Source organism: Pseudomonas sp. DW-iso3 (assembly GCF_058725305.1).
Genome location: NZ_JBZXDZ010000010.1, coordinates 116,473 through 131,740, shown reverse-complemented (window position 1 = coordinate 131,740; position 15,268 = coordinate 116,473). Strand labels below are relative to the sequence as shown.

Sequence of the window (15,268 nt, the reverse complement as noted above, 5' to 3'; positions counted from 1 at the left end):
CAGGCAAGCCAGCGCCCACATTTTGAACTGTGAATACATTTCCAATGTGGGAGCTGGCTTGCCTGCGAAGAGGCCGGTGGCCATAAGCGGATTTCCGCTTATTACCTGAAAATCATCAGCGACTTTCCGCTCAAAAAAATCCTCTGACCCTTCTATTCCGGGCCTTCATCTACCTGGCACAGCTCCTGCTATAGCCCAAACCAGGCAGTGCTCAAGCACGCTCCACAAAAACAATTAGATGAAGGATCCTTCAATGGATAACTCCAACTCCCTGCCTCTGGGGTCGGCGGCTGCGCCGGCAAAAGCACGCACCACTTCCAGCCGGATCAAATCGATCTTCAGCGGATCGGTCGGCAACATGGTCGAGTGGTACGACTGGTACGTCTACGCCGCCTTCTCGCTGTACTTCGCCAAAGCCTTTTTCCCGAAAGGCGACACCACCGCCCAACTGCTCAACACCGCCGCGATCTTCGCTGTGGGTTTCCTGATGCGCCCGATCGGTGGCTGGTTGATGGGCCTGTACGCCGACAAAGTCGGGCGTAAAAAAGCCCTGATGGCCTCGGTCTACCTGATGTGCTTCGGCTCGCTGCTGATTGCCCTGAGCCCAGGCTATGAAATAATCGGTATCGGTGCACCGATCCTGCTGGTGTTCGCCCGTTTGCTGCAGGGACTGTCGGTCGGCGGCGAATATGGTACCTCCGCCACTTATCTCAGCGAGATGGCGACCAAGGAACGTCGTGGTTTCTACTCCAGCTTCCAGTATGTGACCCTGATCTCGGGCCAGCTCATCGCCCTGGCCGTACTGATCGTGCTGCAACAAGTGCTGACCACCGAGCAGCTGTATGCGTGGGGCTGGCGTATCCCGTTCGCCATCGGCGCGCTGTGCGCAGTCGTCGCGCTGTACCTGCGTCGCGGCATGGAAGAAACCGAGTCGTTCACCAAGAAAGAAAAAGCCAAGGAAAGCGCGATGCGCACCTTGATGCGTCACCCCAAGGAACTGCTGACCGTGGTCGGCCTGACCATGGGCGGCACGCTGGCTTTCTACACCTACACCACCTACATGCAGAAATACCTGGTGAACACGGTCGGCATGAGCATTTCCGACTCCACCACCATTTCGGCGGCGACGCTGTTCCTGTTCATGTGCCTGCAACCCATCGTCGGCGGGCTGTCGGATAAAGTCGGCCGTCGGCCAATCCTGATTGCCTTCGGCATCCTCGGCACCCTGTTCACCGTGCCGATCCTCACCACCCTGCACACCATCCAAAGCTGGTGGGGCGCGTTCTTCCTGATCATGGCGGCGCTGATCATCGTCAGTGGCTACACCTCGATCAACGCGGTAGTGAAGGCCGAGCTGTTCCCCACCGAAATCCGCGCCCTCGGCGTGGGCCTGCCGTACGCCCTGACCGTATCGATCTTCGGCGGCACCGCTGAATACATCGCGCTGTGGTTCAAGAGCATCGGCATGGAGACCGGCTACTACTGGTACGTGACCGCGTGCATCGCGGTGTCGCTGGTGGTCTACGTGACCATGAAGGACACCCGTAAACACTCGCGCATTACCACGGACTAAAGGTCTGTCTCGGTAAAACATGTGGGAGCGGCGAAGCGACGATTCGACTTGCTCCCACATTGGGTATGATGCATGCCCCAGAACCGAGTAGGGAACAGGCCATGTCCGACGCTATCCATTTCTACGAACCCGCCAACGGCCACGGCCTGCCCCATGACCCGTTCAATGCCATCGTTGGTCCACGGCCGATCGGCTGGATTTCGTCACACGACCGTGAAGGTCGCCTGAACCTGGCGCCCTATAGCTTCTTCAATGCGTTCAACTACATTCCGCCGATCATTGGGTTTTCCAGTGTCGGGCGCAAAGACAGCCTGAACAACATCGAACAAACCGGCGAGTTTGTCTGGAACCTGGCGACCCGCCCGCTGGCCGAGCAGATGAACCAGAGTTGCGCCGCCGTTTCCCCCGAGGTCAACGAGTTCGAGTTGTCCGGCCTGACGCCGGTGGCGTCGAAGATTGTTGGCGTACCACGGGTGGGCGAGAGCCCGGTGTCGTTCGAATGCAAGGTGACGCAAATCATCCAGCTGCAACGTGCGGACAAGGCGTTGGTGCCGAGCTGGCTGGTGCTGGGCGAGGTGGTCGCGGTGCACATTGCCAAGTGGCTGCTCAAGGACGGGGTCTACGACACCGCCGCCGCCGAGCCGATCTTGCGCGGTGGTGGCCCGGCGGATTACTTCCAGTTGGGGCCGGAGGCGCTGTTCAAGATGTACCGGCCAGGCACCACCAAACCCTGACTGAAATACAATAAAAAGTGGGAGGGGGCTTGCCCCCGATAGCAATGGCACATTCAACATCTTTGTTGACTGACGCACGGCTATCGGGGGCAAGCCCCCTCCCACATTGGATTGTCGGCGTTGCTCAGTTGGCGGCGCTGGCCCAGGCCAGTTGACCTTCTTCATCCACTCCGATCAACCGCTCAAGCTGCACAGTGGCGGCATCATCCGCATCAGAAGCCGTCTTGAACGTCTGTCCATCAAGGATCTTGTGAAACTGCGGTGCGCCCATGCCATCCAGTGCCTTGACGGCGACGGCGGCGCTGTAGCCACCCTCCCCCGGTACTACGGCGGAAACGGCTTCGTGGTGGGCAAATTGTTTACGTGCCATGTTGCAGGTCCTGGCCAATGGAAAAGTTGGCCATTCTAAACCTGATCAGCCGGCGAGTTGCAGGTACTCGCCGTAGGCGTGTGCAGCGGATGCATCGGTAAAGGTTTGGAAGTCCATGCTGCGCACGACCATGTCGTTCAACAGTTCGGTGAAGATCATCAGGGCCGGAGAGTTGAAGTAGGCGCTCATCGCCTGCTCGCTGCTCCAGAAACCGGAGATCAACCAGACATCGGGATCGACTTGGGAATGCTGCAACGAGAATTGCAGGCAACCCTGAGCCTGACGACCCGGTTCGATCAAACTGCTCAAGCGTGCACCGAGTTCGGTGCTGCACCCGGTGCGGGCGCGGATAAAGGCCATATGGCTCGCGGGAATGGGGGTGGACATGTTCGACTCTCCCGTTGAGAAGTGATGCTCGGCAAGCACTGTGAGGGCGTGTTGCCACAGGATCAAAGATAATGGCGCGGGTGCGGGCGCGGTTAGTCGATTCCTGCTGGCTTATTGCACAATCCTGCGAGAAGCGCAGATAGGACGTTTGGCGCCGGCAATTATTCCAAGGGCAACCGCCTTGTTTCAGGGAGATGACAGCCCCCACGATTGCCTGATTCACGATGCGTCGCAGGATCAGGCAAGGATTGTGCAGAATCGACGTAACACTTTTTAGAAAGCCGCCGCTAAGCTGAGCCCATCGAAGTAGCCAGTAGAGGACGCTCCATGTCGTCGCCCGAACATACAGCCATCCCCCTCGATGCCGAGATGGAAAAGCAGCGCGCCGAGCTGGCCAGCATCGTGCACCGGCATACCTGGGAGGACGGCTCCTACGGTACAGCCATCACAACCTTGTTCCTGAACCGCCACAACACGCCGCGCGACTTCATGCCGGTGCTGGTGGAGCCTGCCCTGTGCATCCTGGCCAGCGGCAGCAAGGAAGTGCGCCTGGCCGACGAGATCTTTGCCTACGACCCGCTCAACTACCTGGTGTTCTCGGTGGCGATGCCGGTGGCCGGACGGATCATCGATGCCACCCCGGAAGACCCGAACCTGTCGGTGCGCATCAATATCGACCCGGCGCAACTGACGGCCTTGATCGCAGAAGCAGGCCCGATGGGCGTGCCGTCGCGCCCGACGTCCCGCGGCATGTACGTCGACCGCATCGACAACCAGTTACTCGACGCAGTGCTGCGCCTGGCGCGGTTGCTGGATACACCCAAAGACATCGCCATGCTTGCGCCATTGATCAACCGGGAAATCCTCTACCGTCTGTTGCGGGGGCCGCAGGGTTATCGGCTGTATGAAATCGCCGTGGCCAACAGTCAGAGCCATCGGGTCAGCCAGGCGATCACCTGGTTGAACGGCAACTACGAGCAACCGCTGCGCATCGATGACCTGGCCAAGGCAGTGAACCTCAGCGTCTCGACCCTGCACCACCGCTTCAAGGCGATCACCGCCATGAGCCCGTTGCAGTATCAGAAGCAGTTGCGCTTGCAGGAAGCGCGACGGTTGATGATTGCCGAAGGGTTGGAAGCGTCGGCAGCGGGGTATCGCGTGGGGTATGAAAGCCCGTCGCAGTTCAGTCGGGAGTACAGCCGGTTGTTTGGGGCGCCGCCCCTTAGAGACTTGGCCCGACTGCGCCAAAGCATCTGACCTAATGAAGATCAACATGTGGGAGCTGGCTTGCCTGCGATAGCGGTCTGTCTGTGCCAGATGAGTTGGCTGATACACCGCTATCGCAGGCAAGCCAGCTCCCACATTGGGGCCGCATACATTCAGTCTAATCCGCGAGGGAGTTGCAAGGTCACGCGCAAGCCACCCTCGCGCAGATTCTGCAGACTCACTTCGCCGCCATGGCTGTGCGCAATGTTGCGCGCAATTCCCAGGCCCAGGCCGTAGCCCTGTTGCTGCCCAGCCAGGCGGAAGTGCGGTTCAAACACCTGCTCCAACCGCTGCTCCGGCACGCCGGGGCCTTCGTCATCCACGTGCAGAACGAACTCCGCGCCGTCGTCCTCGATGTACAGGTGGGCGTTCTGGCCATACTTCAACGCGTTGTCGATCAAGTTGCCGATGCAGCGCTTGAGCGCCAGCGGTTTGCCCGGATAAGTCGTCAACGCCCGGCCATGCTGGGTAACGCGGCCATTGCCGTTCGGCGCCAGGTACGGTTCCACCAGGCAGTCGAGCACGTGGTTCAGGTCGACCGGTTCGATGTTTTCGTGGATATCGGTGTCTTTCACGCATTGCAGCGCGCCTTTCACCAGCAACTCCAACTCATCCAGGTCGCGGCCGAACTTGGTTTGCAGGTTCTCGTCTTCAAGCAATTCCACGCGCAGGCGCAGGCGAGTAATCGGGGTGCGCAAGTCGTGGGAAATCGCGCTGAACAACTGGCTGCGCTCGGTCAGGTAACGGCTGATGCGCTCACGCATGGCGTTGAACGCACGGCCCACTTCCACCACTTCACTGCCGCCGCCTTCGGCCACCGGCTCTACGTCGGCCCCCAGGGACATGTCCCGCGCCGCCCGCGCCAGGCGCTTGAGGGGCCGGCTCTGCCAGTGCACCAGCAAGCCGATGAACAGCAGCAGGAAACCACTGGTCAGCACGATAAACCACACCTGCTGGGACGGCAGGCCCTGTTCTTCCAGGCTGGTGTAGGGCTCGGGCAACAGCGAGGCGATGTACAGCCATTCGCCGGGCGCGAGCTGGATCTGGGTAACCAGTACCGGTGGGTTCACCGGTTCCAGGGTCAACGCGTAATGGGCCCAGGAGCGTGGCAGTTCGTCGAGTTTCAGGCCGGCATTGAAGATACGCAGGTCTTCGGCGCTGACGAACTCCACGGAGATATGCACATCGGCGCCGAGGGTTTGTTTCAACACTTCGTTGACCGCTTCAAGCACTGCCTGCTTGCGCGGTGTCTGCGGCAGGATGGCCATGTCCAACGGGCGATCATTGAGGGTCACGACGAAACGGGTGCCGCCCATGCTGCGCAATTGGTCCAGCACCAACGGTCGATATGCCACCGGCAACGAACGGAAATAACTCACGCTGGCGGTCATCGAATGCGCCAGGCTGCGGGCGCTGGTGACCAGGCCTTCGAGCTGAGTGGCGCGTAATTGCGAGACCCAGATCACACTGGACAGCGCCTGGGCAAACAGCACCGCCAGCAGTGTCAGCAGCAGCATGCGCCCCAGCAACGAGCGTGGCACCGGGAAGCGGCGACGGCGCTCGGTCAAATGGTCAGTGGGCATTGCCGGCAACCACGCTGGCTGCCAGTTGATAACCGCTGCCGCGCACCGTGCGGATCAGCCTCGGGGGTTTTTCGGTATCGCGCAGGCGTTGGCGCAGACGGCTGACGGCCATGTCGACGATACGGTCCAGCGGCATCAGGTCGCGGCCACGGGTGGCGTTGCCAATGGTGTCACGGTCGAGGATCTGCTGCGGGTGGTCGAGAAACAATTTGAGCAGGGCAAAGTCGGCACCGGAGAGGATCACTTCTTCGCCGTCCACATGGAACAGGCGGTGGCTGATCATATCCAGGCGCCATTCATCAAACACCAACACCTCGCCACCACTGCTGCGTTCCTGGCCAAACTGGCAGCGACGCAACAGGGCTTTGATCCGCGCCTGCAACTCGCGGGGGCTGAAGGGTTTGCCGATGTAATCGTCGGCGCCCAGCTCCAGGCCGATCACGCGGTCGGCCTCGTCGGAGCTGGCGGTGAGCATGATGATCGGCACCTGCGCTTGGCGCGGGTGCTGGCGGATCCAGCGGCAAAGGCTGAAACCGTCTTCGTCCGGCAACATCACATCAAGGATGACCAGGTCGCACGGCGCCTCGTTCATCGCCTGGCGGAACCCCGTGCCATCCGGCACGCCACGCACCTGAAAACCGGCGCGACTGAGGTAGGTCTGCAGCAATTCGCGGATTTCCTGGTCATCGTCGACGAGGAGAATCGATTTACTGATTACGCTCACGGGGTCCTCCTTGTTGTTATGGCCAAGCTTACGTCATTTGTTGCTCTTGAGGCCCTCATCGCAGGCACGCCAGCTCCCACAGGAGAATGCATTGCAAATGTGGGAGCTGGCTTGCCTGCGATGAGGCTATCACGACCTACGCAAACGCCTGCTCCAAAGCCACGCCAGCCCCGGTCAATCCAGAATACGGGGCGGTCACCAACCACACCGGAATGCCTTTGAAGTAGTCGCTCATGCAGCCTTTGTCAGCGAAGCTCTTGGCAAAACCACTGTTGATAAAGAAGTCGGCAAACCTCGGTATCACCCCGCCCACGATGTACACACCACCGCGTCCACCGGTGGTCAACACATTGTTGCCTGCTACCCGGCCCAGCCAGATGCTGAACTGGTCCAATACTTCCATGGCCACCGGGTCGCCGGCCAGGCCTGCGGCCGTGATGGCCTCAGGGGTTTCCAGCACCGGCGTGTGGCCGTCGACCGCGCAAATGGCACGGTACAGACGCGGCAAGCCACCACCGCTCAAGGCGGTTTCGGCGCTGACATGGCCGATCTCAGTATAAATGTGCTGCCACAGCTGGGTTTCACGCGGGCTGCTCAGGGGCAAGTCGACATGCCCGCCCTCCCCCGGCAACGCCGCAAAGCGGCCAGCGCCCAGATCCAGCAGCGTCCCGACACCCAGGCCAGTGCCCGGACCAATCACGACCGCCGGGCGCAACGGCTCCGGCGTGCCCTCGCAGACCACACGGAATTCGTCGGGCTTGAGCCGGGTCATGCCCAGGGCCATGGCCGAAAAATCATTGACCAGCAACAGTTCATCCACCTGCAAGGTTTTGCAGAAGGCAGTCTTGCTCAGGCGCCAGTGATTGTTGGTGAATTTAAATTCATCCCCGCTCACAGGCCCGGCGACCGACAGGCACACCGCACCGATGTCACCGATTTCCAGGCCTTCCTCTTTGAGGTAAACCTTGATCGCGTCTTCAGGGCTGGAGTGATCCGCCGTGGCATGCACGCGGATCGAATGCAGCTCCTGATCGCGCCACAACGCGAAACGGGCGTTGGTGCCCCCGATATCACCGACCAGCGCAAGTTTCACTTAAGCGTCTCCAAGGCAGAGGTAAAGGCGCTGGCGCCCTGCTCTGCGGAGCTTGCGGCCAAGCGCATAAATGCAAACAGCTCACGACCGGCCCCCACGTTATTGCCCAACAGACCCGTGGCAGGCGCGCGCGCTGCAAATTCTTCGGCGTCCACCTTAAGCTCCAGGGTGCCCTTCACGCCATCCACGCGAATGATATCGCCATCGCGCACCCGCGCCAGTGGCCCGCCGCTCTGGGCTTCGGGGTTGACGTGAATCGCGGCGGGGATCTTACCCGACGCGCCGGACATACGCCCGTCTGTTACCAGTGCGACCTTGAAGCCACGGTCCTGCAACACACCGAGGAACGGCGTCATCTTGTGCAATTCGGGCATGCCATTGGAGCGCGGGCCCTGGAAACGCATGACGGCGACGAAGTCTTTTTCCAGCTGGCCGGCCTTGAACGCATCGGCCAGGTCTTGCTGGTCCTGGAACACCACCGCCGGCGCTTCAACAATCTGATGTTCAGGTGCTACGGCAGACACTTTCATCACACCACGACCGAGGTTGCCTTCCATCACGCGCAAGCCGCCTTCCGGCGAGAACGCGCGGGCCACGGGGCGCAGGATGGTTTCGTCGAGGCTTTCGATAGGGCCTTCGCGCCAGATCAGCTCGCCGTCGACCAGGAAGGGTTCCTGGGTGTAGCGGCTCAAGCCCTTGCCGGCCACGGTGTTGACGTCTTCGTGGAGCAGGCCGGCTTCCAGCAGTTCGCGGATCAGGAACGACATCCCGCCCGCCGCCTGGAAGTGGTTGATGTCGGCCTTGCCGTTTGGATACACGTGGGACAGGGTCGGCACCACCTCGGAGAGGTCGGCCATGTCGTCCCAGGTGAGGATGATGCCCGCCGACATGGCGATGGCGGGCATGTGCAGGGTGTGGTTGGTGGACCCGCCGGTGGCATTGAGGGCAATGATCGAGTTGACGATGGATTTCTCGTCGACGATCTCGCCGATCGGCATGAAGCTGCCGTTGGCCTTGGTCAGACGGGTGACCTGGTGTGCGGCTTCGCGGGTCAACGCATCGCGCAGCGGGGTGTAGGGGTTGACGAACGAGGCGCCCGGCAAGTGCAGGCCCATCACTTCCATCAGCAACTGGTTGGTGTTGGCGGTGCCGTAGAAGGTGCAGGTGCCGGGGCTGTGATAGGACTTCATCTCCGATTCCAGCAGCTCTTCGCGCGTGGCCTTGCCTTCGGCGTAGCGCTGGCGCACGTCGGCTTTCTGCTTGTTGGAGATGCCCGACGGCATCGGGCCGCCCGGCACGAAGATCATCGGCAAGTGGCCGTAGCGCAGCGCGCCCATCATCAGGCCGGGGACGATTTTGTCGCAGATGCCCAACATCAGCGCGGCATCGAACATGTTGTGGGACAGCGCTACCGCCGTGGACATGGCAATGACTTCACGACTGAGCAGGCTCAGTTCCATGCCCGGCTCGCCCTGGGTCACGCCGTCGCACATCGCAGGGGTGCCGCCGGCGAACTGCCCGACCGAGCCGACTTCGCGCAGGGCCTTCTTGATCTGTTCAGGGAAATGTTCGTACGGCTGGTGTGCCGAGAGCATGTCGTTATATGACGAAACAATTGCCACGTTGGCGGCATTCATCATGCGCAGACTATTTTTATCTTCAGTGCCGCAACCGGCCACGCCGTGGGCGAAATTGGCGCATTGCAGCTTGCCGCGCATCGGACCGTCGATGGCTGCACCGCGAATGAGCGCAAGGTAGGCCTCGCGGGTGGCGCGGCTGCGGGCGATAAGCCGTTCGGTGACCTCAAGAACGCGGGGATGCATGTGTAGAACTCCAGGCTAACGGATGTGGCGACCTGAGTGTCTATGCTGATCAAACGCCCACAGCTCATGGGATGGCAGGGAGTCGTTTGGATCATCGGACCAGTTGATTCAGGTCACTCGTTGTAGATTGAACAAAATATTGCCACTAAAAAGGCTTGTTTTCTATTTTTATGCGAATAATCTTGTAATTCTTACAACAAATCGACGACAGGCACTTTCCAATGACTCTTCGTATCGCAATCAATGGTTTTGGCCGTATCGGCCGTAATGTCCTGCGCGCACTGTATACCCAAGGCTACCGCCAGGATTTGCAGATCGTCGCCATCAACGATCTGGGCGACAGTTCGATCAATGCCCACCTGCTCAAATACGACACCGTACATGGCACTTTCGAAGCAGAGGTCGCCCACGATCAGGAAAGCCTGACCGTCAATGGCGACCGGATTGCCGTCAGCGCCATTCGCAACCCGGCCGACCTGCCGTGGGCCGCGCACAAGATTGACGTCGTGTTCGAATGCACCGGCCTGTTCACCGACCGTGACAAGGCTGCCGCCCATATTACCGCCGGCGCGCGCAAGGTGATCATCTCGGCACCGGCCAAAGGGGCGGACGCTACCGTGGTCTACGGTGTAAACCATGACATTCTGCGTCAATCCCACCAGATCATCTCCAACGCGTCGTGCACCACCAACTGCCTGGCGCCGGTCGCCCAAGTGCTGCATCGCGAACTGGGTATCGAAAGCGGCCTGATGACCACGATTCACGCCTACACCAACGACCAGAACCTGACCGACGTCTACCACACCGACCCGTACCGCGCGCGTTCGGCTACCCAGAACATGATCCCGAGCAAGACCGGTGCCGCTGAAGCCGTCGGCCTGGTGCTGCCGGAACTGGCGGGCAAGCTGACCGGCATGGCGGTGCGTGTGCCGGTGATCAACGTGTCGCTGGTGGACCTCACCGTGCAGTTGAAAAAAGACGCCACGGCGGAGGAAGTCAACGCACTCCTCAAGGAAGCCAGCCAGCACTCGAAGATCCTCGGCTATAACACCCTGCCGCTGGTTTCCAGTGACTTCAACCACAACCCGCTGTCGTCGATCTTCGATGCCAATCACACCAAGGTCAGCGGTAAGTTGCTGAAAGTTTTGGCTTGGTATGACAACGAGTGGGGCTTCTCCAACCGTATGCTGGATAACTGCCTGGCGCTCTGCAACGCCGAGTAATCCACATAGAGTGGGCTTGTGTGGGAGCGGGCTTGCTCGCGAATGCAAGCACCTCGGTTCGTCTGAATAACGAGGTGATGCGTTCGCGAGCAAGCCCGCTCCCACATTTGGCCTGCGCAAACCCGCAGAAAGTGTTCCTTGCCATTTGAGTTGATGATAAGCATTATCATTAACTGCAAATCGGTCTGGTATCACTGTGAGCCAATCTCGCTTCAACCACGTCTTTCTCACCCAACGGGTAATGCTGCTTCGCACCTTGCAGCGGATGGTGAATAACCACAGCACCGCCGAGGACCTGTTGCAGGAAACCTACCTGCGCGTCACCCGGGCCCTGAGCGAGCGACCGATCGATCACCTTGAACCTTTCGTCTATCAGACGGCGCGCAACCTGGCGTTGGATCACCTGCGTGCGCGCAGGATCCAGGCCCGCACACTGCAGGAAAACGTCCCGCTGGATGTCCTGCAAAGCGTCGCCGCCCCCATCAGCACACCCGAAGATGCCACCCAGGCCGAGCAAATGCTTGAAGCCCTGAGCGTCAGCCTGGGCCAGTTGAGCGCCCGCCAACAGCGGATTTTCATCCTCAGCCGCTTGCATGGTTGCAGTTACCAGGAGATCGCCGATCAGTTGGGCGTGTCCTTGAGCACCGTGCAAAAGGAACTCAAATTGATCATGGCTATCTGCGTAGGTGTGGCCGAACGATTGGATCGGCCTTAAGCTCCATCCGACAGAAGCGTCGACCCAAGCTGTAGGAAAGTTGAATAGAACGTGGCGAAGACCCGAGGAACACCGTGACGGACCCGAATAAACTGCGCCCCCATGAGCTGGCTCATGAGGTGTTGCAAGACACGGCTATGGATCAAGCCCTCGACTGGCTGATCGCCTTGCAGTGCCCGCAAGCCGGACAGCAGGCCGAATTCGAAACCTGGTTGGCCAGCGATCCCGCCCACGTCCACGCCTTCGCCAAGGCCCAGGCCGCGTGGGGCGGCGCGCCGGTACACAGTGCTGCCGTCGCACTGGCCGCGCCGCGCAAGCCGAGCGCCTGGCGCCGGCTCAAGCCACATTGGAAACCGCTGGCCACCGCCGCCGTGCTGCTGATCGGCCTGTTCAGTTTCAGCAACCTGCCGGTACGCCTGCAGGCCGACCACCTCACCGTGGTAGGCGAACGCCAGCGCCTGCAACTGGACGACGGCTCCAAGGTATTGCTGAACACCAACTCGGCGTTTTCCAGCAGCATCAAGGACCACCAGCGCATCGCTCGCCTGTATCAGGGCGAGGCGTTTTTCGACATCGTGCCCAGTCACGGCTTGCCCTTGGAAATCGACGCCGGCCCCGTACGCGCCAGCGTGCGCGACACCGCCTTCGCCGTGCGTTACCTCAATGGCGAAGCCCAGGTGCAGGTGCAGCGTGGCGATGTCGACCTGAGCAACACCTTCGACGATGCCCGCGTGCGCCTGAGTGCCGGTGAAAGTATCCGCATCGGGCCCAAGGGGTTCGGCCAACCGGCCAAGCTGGATGCCAACAAGGACCTGGCCTGGGTGCAAGGTCGGCTGATCTTCGAAAACTGCCCGATGAGCGAAGTGCTCGCCGAGCTGCGCCGCTATTACCCGGGCTGGATCGTCAACACCAACGACCAACTGGCCAGCGTCGCCGTCACCGGCAATTACCGCCTCGACCAGCCCTTGGACGTGGTGCGCTCCCTGGCTCACATCACCTCGGCCAAGCTGTCGGAATACCCATCGCTGGTGATTTTGAACTAAATGAGAATTATTTTTACTCGATAGCTGAGGGTGGTACGTCTCGTCTTAGCCAATGCAACTGATTCCTATTTGTCTCAGTTCGCAACTATAAGATTCGTACTCCGGAGCGCTCTCGATGTCCTCTCGTTTCAACCGCCGGTCCTCTTCGCCCGCCCTGTCCTTGCTGACCGCGGCCATCCTGCTGGCCGCTGCGCCGGTGATGACCGCCACCGCCGCCGAACCTGCTGCGCGTAGCCACGGCAACTACAGCTTCAGCATTGAGCAGCAACCGCTGGTCTCGGCACTCAACGCCTTTACCGCCGTGACCGGCTGGCAAGTCGGCCTACCGGCCGAACTGGGCCAGGGCGTGTCGTCCCCAGGCGTACGCGGCCCGTTGTCGCCGGAAAAAGCCCTGGACCGGCTGTTGGTGGGGACCAACCTGAGCTACCGCAAACTGGGCAATAACAACATCGTGCTGGAAAAGCGCGCGCCGGGCGGCGCCCTCAACCTGCAACAGGTGACCATCAGCGCCACGCGTAACGAGCAGAACATCAGCAGCGTACCGAGCACCGTGACCGTGCAGGAACGCGAGGCGCTGGACCGCCAGAACGTGAATACCATTCGTGAACTGGTGCGTTACGAACCCAACGTCTCGGTCGGCGGTGCCGGTGGCCGCTCAAGCAATTCGGGCTACAACATTCGCGGCATCGACGGCGACCGCATCCTCACCCAAGTCGATGGCGTCGAAGTGCCGGACAACTTCTTCAACGGTCCCTACGCCAAGACCCGCCGCAACTATGTCGACCCGGAAATCGTCAAGCGCGTGGAGATCCTGCGCGGCCCGGCCTCGGCCCTGTACGGCAGCAGCGCGATTGGCGGCGCCGTGAGCTACTTCACCCTCGACCCGGATGACATCATCAAGCCCGGCCAGGACGTCGGCGCTCGCCTGAAGACCGGCTACAGCTCCGCCGACGAAAGCTGGCTGACCTCCGGCACCGTTGCCGGCCGTGTGCAGGATGTCGACGGCTTGTTGCACCTGAGCCAGCGCAACGGCCATGAAATGGAGTCCTACGATGGCAACAACGCCACGGGCCTGGCGCGCACCGGCGCCAACCCCGAGGATGCACGCACCACCAACGTGCTGGCCAAGCTGGGCTGGAACTATGGCGATGACAATCGACTGGGCCTGACCTACGAGAAATACAAGGATGATCGCGACGTCAACTTGAAAAACGCCGTGGGCGGACCGTTCACCGGCGGGCGCGGCTTCAACTTCTACCGTGCACGGTCGGGCAACGACACCATCACCCGTGAGCGTTTCGCTATCGAAAACCGCTTCGCCCTGGACTCGCCGATTGTCGATCAGATCAAGACCAGCCTCAACTATCAGATCGCCAAGACCGACCAGTCCACCGCCGAAATCTACCAGCCGTCCCGCCGCGTATTGCGCACCCGCGAAACCCTCTACGAAGAAAAGCAGTGGGTGTTCGACGCACAGCTGGACAAGGCTTTCAGCTGGGGCGACACCGATCACCAGGTCACCTACGGCACCACCCTCAAACAACAGAAAGTCACCGGCTCCCGCGAAGGCGCCGCCACCTGCCTGGCGGTCGGCGGCGGTTGCACAGCCATCGGCGCACCCAGCCCGACAGCCAGCGACAGCGTGAAGAAGGCCAGTGATTTCCCGGACCCGACCATCAACACCTACTCGCTGTTCGCGCAGGACCAAATCACCTGGGACAAGTGGACCTTCCTGCCCGCCGTTCGCTACGACTACACCCAACTCAAACCCAAGTTGACTGAAGAGTTCCTCAACACCGTCGACCCGACACGGATCTATGCCCACAGTGACAAGGAAAAAACCTGGCACCGCGTCACGCCGAAATTCGGTCTGACCTATGCGCTGACCGACCAGTACACTTGGTTCGGCCAATACGCCGAAGGCTTCCGCACACCATCGGCCAAAGCCTTGTACGGCCGCTTTGAAAACCTGCAGCAGGGCTACACCGTCGAACCCAACCCGGACCTCAAGCCGGAAAGCAGCAAGGGCGTGGAAACCGGGATTCGCGGCCACTTCGACTCCGGTTCGTTTGATATCGCCGTGTTCTACAACAAATACCGCAACTTCATCGACGAGGACGCTTCCGTCGCCGGCGGTACCGCACAGCAATTCGAAGCCAACAACATCAAGCACGCCACCATCAAGGGGATCGAAGCCAAAGGGCGCCTGAACCTCGACGCGTTCGGCGCCCCCCAAGGCCTGTACACCCAGGGTTCGGTTGGCTACACCTACGGTCGCAACGACGACAATGGCGAGCCGCTCAACAGTGTCAACCCGCTCAAGGGCGTATTCGGCCTGGGCTACGACCAGGACAACTACGGTGGCCTGCTGAGCTGGACCCTGGTGAAAAAGCAGGATCGCGTCGACAGCACCACCTTCCACGCGCCTGATGGCAGCACCACGGCCCCCTTCAAGACCCCAGGCTTCGGCGTCCTCGACCTGACCGCCTTCTACAAGGTCACCAACGACGTGACCGTCAACGGCGGCCTCTACAACCTCACCGACAAGAAGTACTGGAACTGGGATGACGTGCGCAGCTACGACGGCGTCGGCGAAGCCGGTGTGACCTCCCCGGCCAACCTCGACCGCCTGACCCAGCCGGGTCGCAACGTTGCGATCAACGTGATCTGGGACATCTGATCACGACCTTTAACCGAGGCCCCACTCACCTCGTCGAAATTTTACCGACGAGGT

General features: G+C 60.8%; 13 protein-coding genes. 7 read left to right on the top strand and 6 right to left on the bottom strand.

All coding sequences use genetic code 11. The features are described from left to right. The first annotated feature begins 253 nt into the window (after window positions 1-253). Window positions 254-1,573, top strand: a complete 1,320-nt coding sequence (locus tag AC4PS7_RS26315; protein ID WP_021491217.1) for an MFS transporter — start codon at window positions 254-256, stop codon at window positions 1,571-1,573. A 101-nt stretch (window positions 1,574-1,674) separates the two neighbouring features. Continuing rightward, complete coding sequence (locus AC4PS7_RS26310; RefSeq protein WP_021491216.1) at window positions 1,675-2,307, top strand: flavin reductase family protein; 633 nt, start codon at window positions 1,675-1,677, stop codon at window positions 2,305-2,307. Window positions 2,308-2,431: 124 nt separating this feature from the next. Here AC4PS7_RS26310 and AC4PS7_RS26305 read toward each other — a convergent pair whose 3' ends face one another. Further along, a complete protein-coding gene (locus tag AC4PS7_RS26305; RefSeq protein ID WP_010208043.1) occupies window positions 2,432-2,677 on the bottom strand; it encodes a hypothetical protein in 246 nt (81 codons plus the stop codon). A 45-nt stretch (window positions 2,678-2,722) separates the two neighbouring features. Then, window positions 2,723-3,064 (bottom strand): antibiotic biosynthesis monooxygenase family protein, encoded by a 342-nt coding sequence (locus AC4PS7_RS26300; RefSeq protein WP_010208042.1) that lies wholly within the window; start codon window positions 3,062-3,064, stop codon window positions 2,723-2,725. Between the two features lie 327 nt (window positions 3,065-3,391). Between AC4PS7_RS26300 and AC4PS7_RS26295 the strand changes: the two genes are divergently transcribed. Then, the gene (locus AC4PS7_RS26295; RefSeq protein WP_010208041.1) at window positions 3,392-4,321 is read left to right on the top strand and encodes an AraC family transcriptional regulator; all 930 of its coding nucleotides are present in this window, start codon (window positions 3,392-3,394) and stop codon (window positions 4,319-4,321) included. Between the two features lie 122 nt (window positions 4,322-4,443). Here AC4PS7_RS26295 and AC4PS7_RS26290 read toward each other — a convergent pair whose 3' ends face one another. The 4 genes from AC4PS7_RS26290 to edd form a co-directional block, all read right to left on the bottom strand. Further along, window positions 4,444-5,871 (bottom strand): ATP-binding protein, encoded by a 1,428-nt coding sequence (locus AC4PS7_RS26290; RefSeq protein ID WP_010208040.1) that lies wholly within the window; start codon window positions 5,869-5,871, stop codon window positions 4,444-4,446. A gap of 31 nt (window positions 5,872-5,902) precedes the next feature. Beyond that, entirely contained in the window at window positions 5,903-6,637 is a 735-nt protein-coding gene (locus tag AC4PS7_RS26285; RefSeq protein WP_010208039.1) for a response regulator, read from the bottom strand. A 136-nt stretch (window positions 6,638-6,773) separates the two neighbouring features. Continuing rightward, window positions 6,774-7,730 (bottom strand): glucokinase, encoded by a 957-nt coding sequence (locus tag AC4PS7_RS26280; protein WP_010208037.1) that lies wholly within the window; start codon window positions 7,728-7,730, stop codon window positions 6,774-6,776. Next, window positions 7,727-9,553 (bottom strand): phosphogluconate dehydratase, encoded by a 1,827-nt coding sequence (edd, locus tag AC4PS7_RS26275; RefSeq protein WP_010208036.1) that lies wholly within the window; start codon window positions 9,551-9,553, stop codon window positions 7,727-7,729. Before edd ends, AC4PS7_RS26280 begins: the two co-directional genes overlap by 4 nt. Before the next feature lie 221 nt (window positions 9,554-9,774). Between edd and gap the strand changes: the two genes are divergently transcribed. From gap to AC4PS7_RS26255, 4 genes are all read left to right on the top strand, one after another. Beyond that, window positions 9,775-10,776, top strand: a complete 1,002-nt coding sequence (gene gap, locus AC4PS7_RS26270; RefSeq protein WP_010208035.1) for a type I glyceraldehyde-3-phosphate dehydrogenase — start codon at window positions 9,775-9,777, stop codon at window positions 10,774-10,776. 196 nt (window positions 10,777-10,972) lie between these two features. Continuing rightward, window positions 10,973-11,491 carry an RNA polymerase sigma factor gene (locus AC4PS7_RS26265; protein WP_021491213.1) on the top strand — a complete coding sequence of 173 codons (519 nt, stop codon included), beginning with the start codon at window positions 10,973-10,975 and terminating at the stop codon, window positions 11,489-11,491. Window positions 11,492-11,565: 74 nt separating this feature from the next. Beyond that, window positions 11,566-12,534 (top strand): FecR family protein, encoded by a 969-nt coding sequence (locus tag AC4PS7_RS26260; RefSeq protein ID WP_021491212.1) that lies wholly within the window; start codon window positions 11,566-11,568, stop codon window positions 12,532-12,534. A gap of 115 nt (window positions 12,535-12,649) precedes the next feature. Further along, window positions 12,650-15,214: a TonB-dependent receptor gene (locus AC4PS7_RS26255; protein WP_492179823.1), complete on the top strand. Its 2,565-nt coding sequence runs from the start codon at window positions 12,650-12,652 to the stop codon at window positions 15,212-15,214. Window positions 15,215-15,268 lie beyond the last annotated feature (54 nt).

What these genes read in the sequence shown, in the direction of transcription:
- AC4PS7_RS26315 (WP_021491217.1), top strand. Translation starts at nt 254, where the DNA reads ATGGATAACTCCAACTCCCTGCCTCTGGGGTCGGCGGCTGCGCCGGCA.
- AC4PS7_RS26310 (WP_021491216.1), top strand. Translation starts at nt 1,675, where the DNA reads ATGTCCGACGCTATCCATTTCTACGAACCCGCCAACGGCCACGGCCTG.
- AC4PS7_RS26305 (WP_010208043.1), bottom strand. Translation starts at nt 2,677, where the DNA reads ATGGCACGTAAACAATTTGCCCACCACGAAGCCGTTTCCGCCGTAGTA.
- AC4PS7_RS26300 (WP_010208042.1), bottom strand. Translation starts at nt 3,064, where the DNA reads ATGTCCACCCCCATTCCCGCGAGCCATATGGCCTTTATCCGCGCCCGC.
- AC4PS7_RS26295 (WP_010208041.1), top strand. Translation starts at nt 3,392, where the DNA reads ATGTCGTCGCCCGAACATACAGCCATCCCCCTCGATGCCGAGATGGAA.
- edd (WP_010208036.1), bottom strand. Translation starts at nt 9,553, where the DNA reads ATGCATCCCCGCGTTCTTGAGGTCACCGAACGGCTTATCGCCCGCAGC.
- gap (WP_010208035.1), top strand. Translation starts at nt 9,775, where the DNA reads ATGACTCTTCGTATCGCAATCAATGGTTTTGGCCGTATCGGCCGTAAT.
- AC4PS7_RS26255 (WP_492179823.1), top strand. Translation starts at nt 12,650, where the DNA reads ATGTCCTCTCGTTTCAACCGCCGGTCCTCTTCGCCCGCCCTGTCCTTG.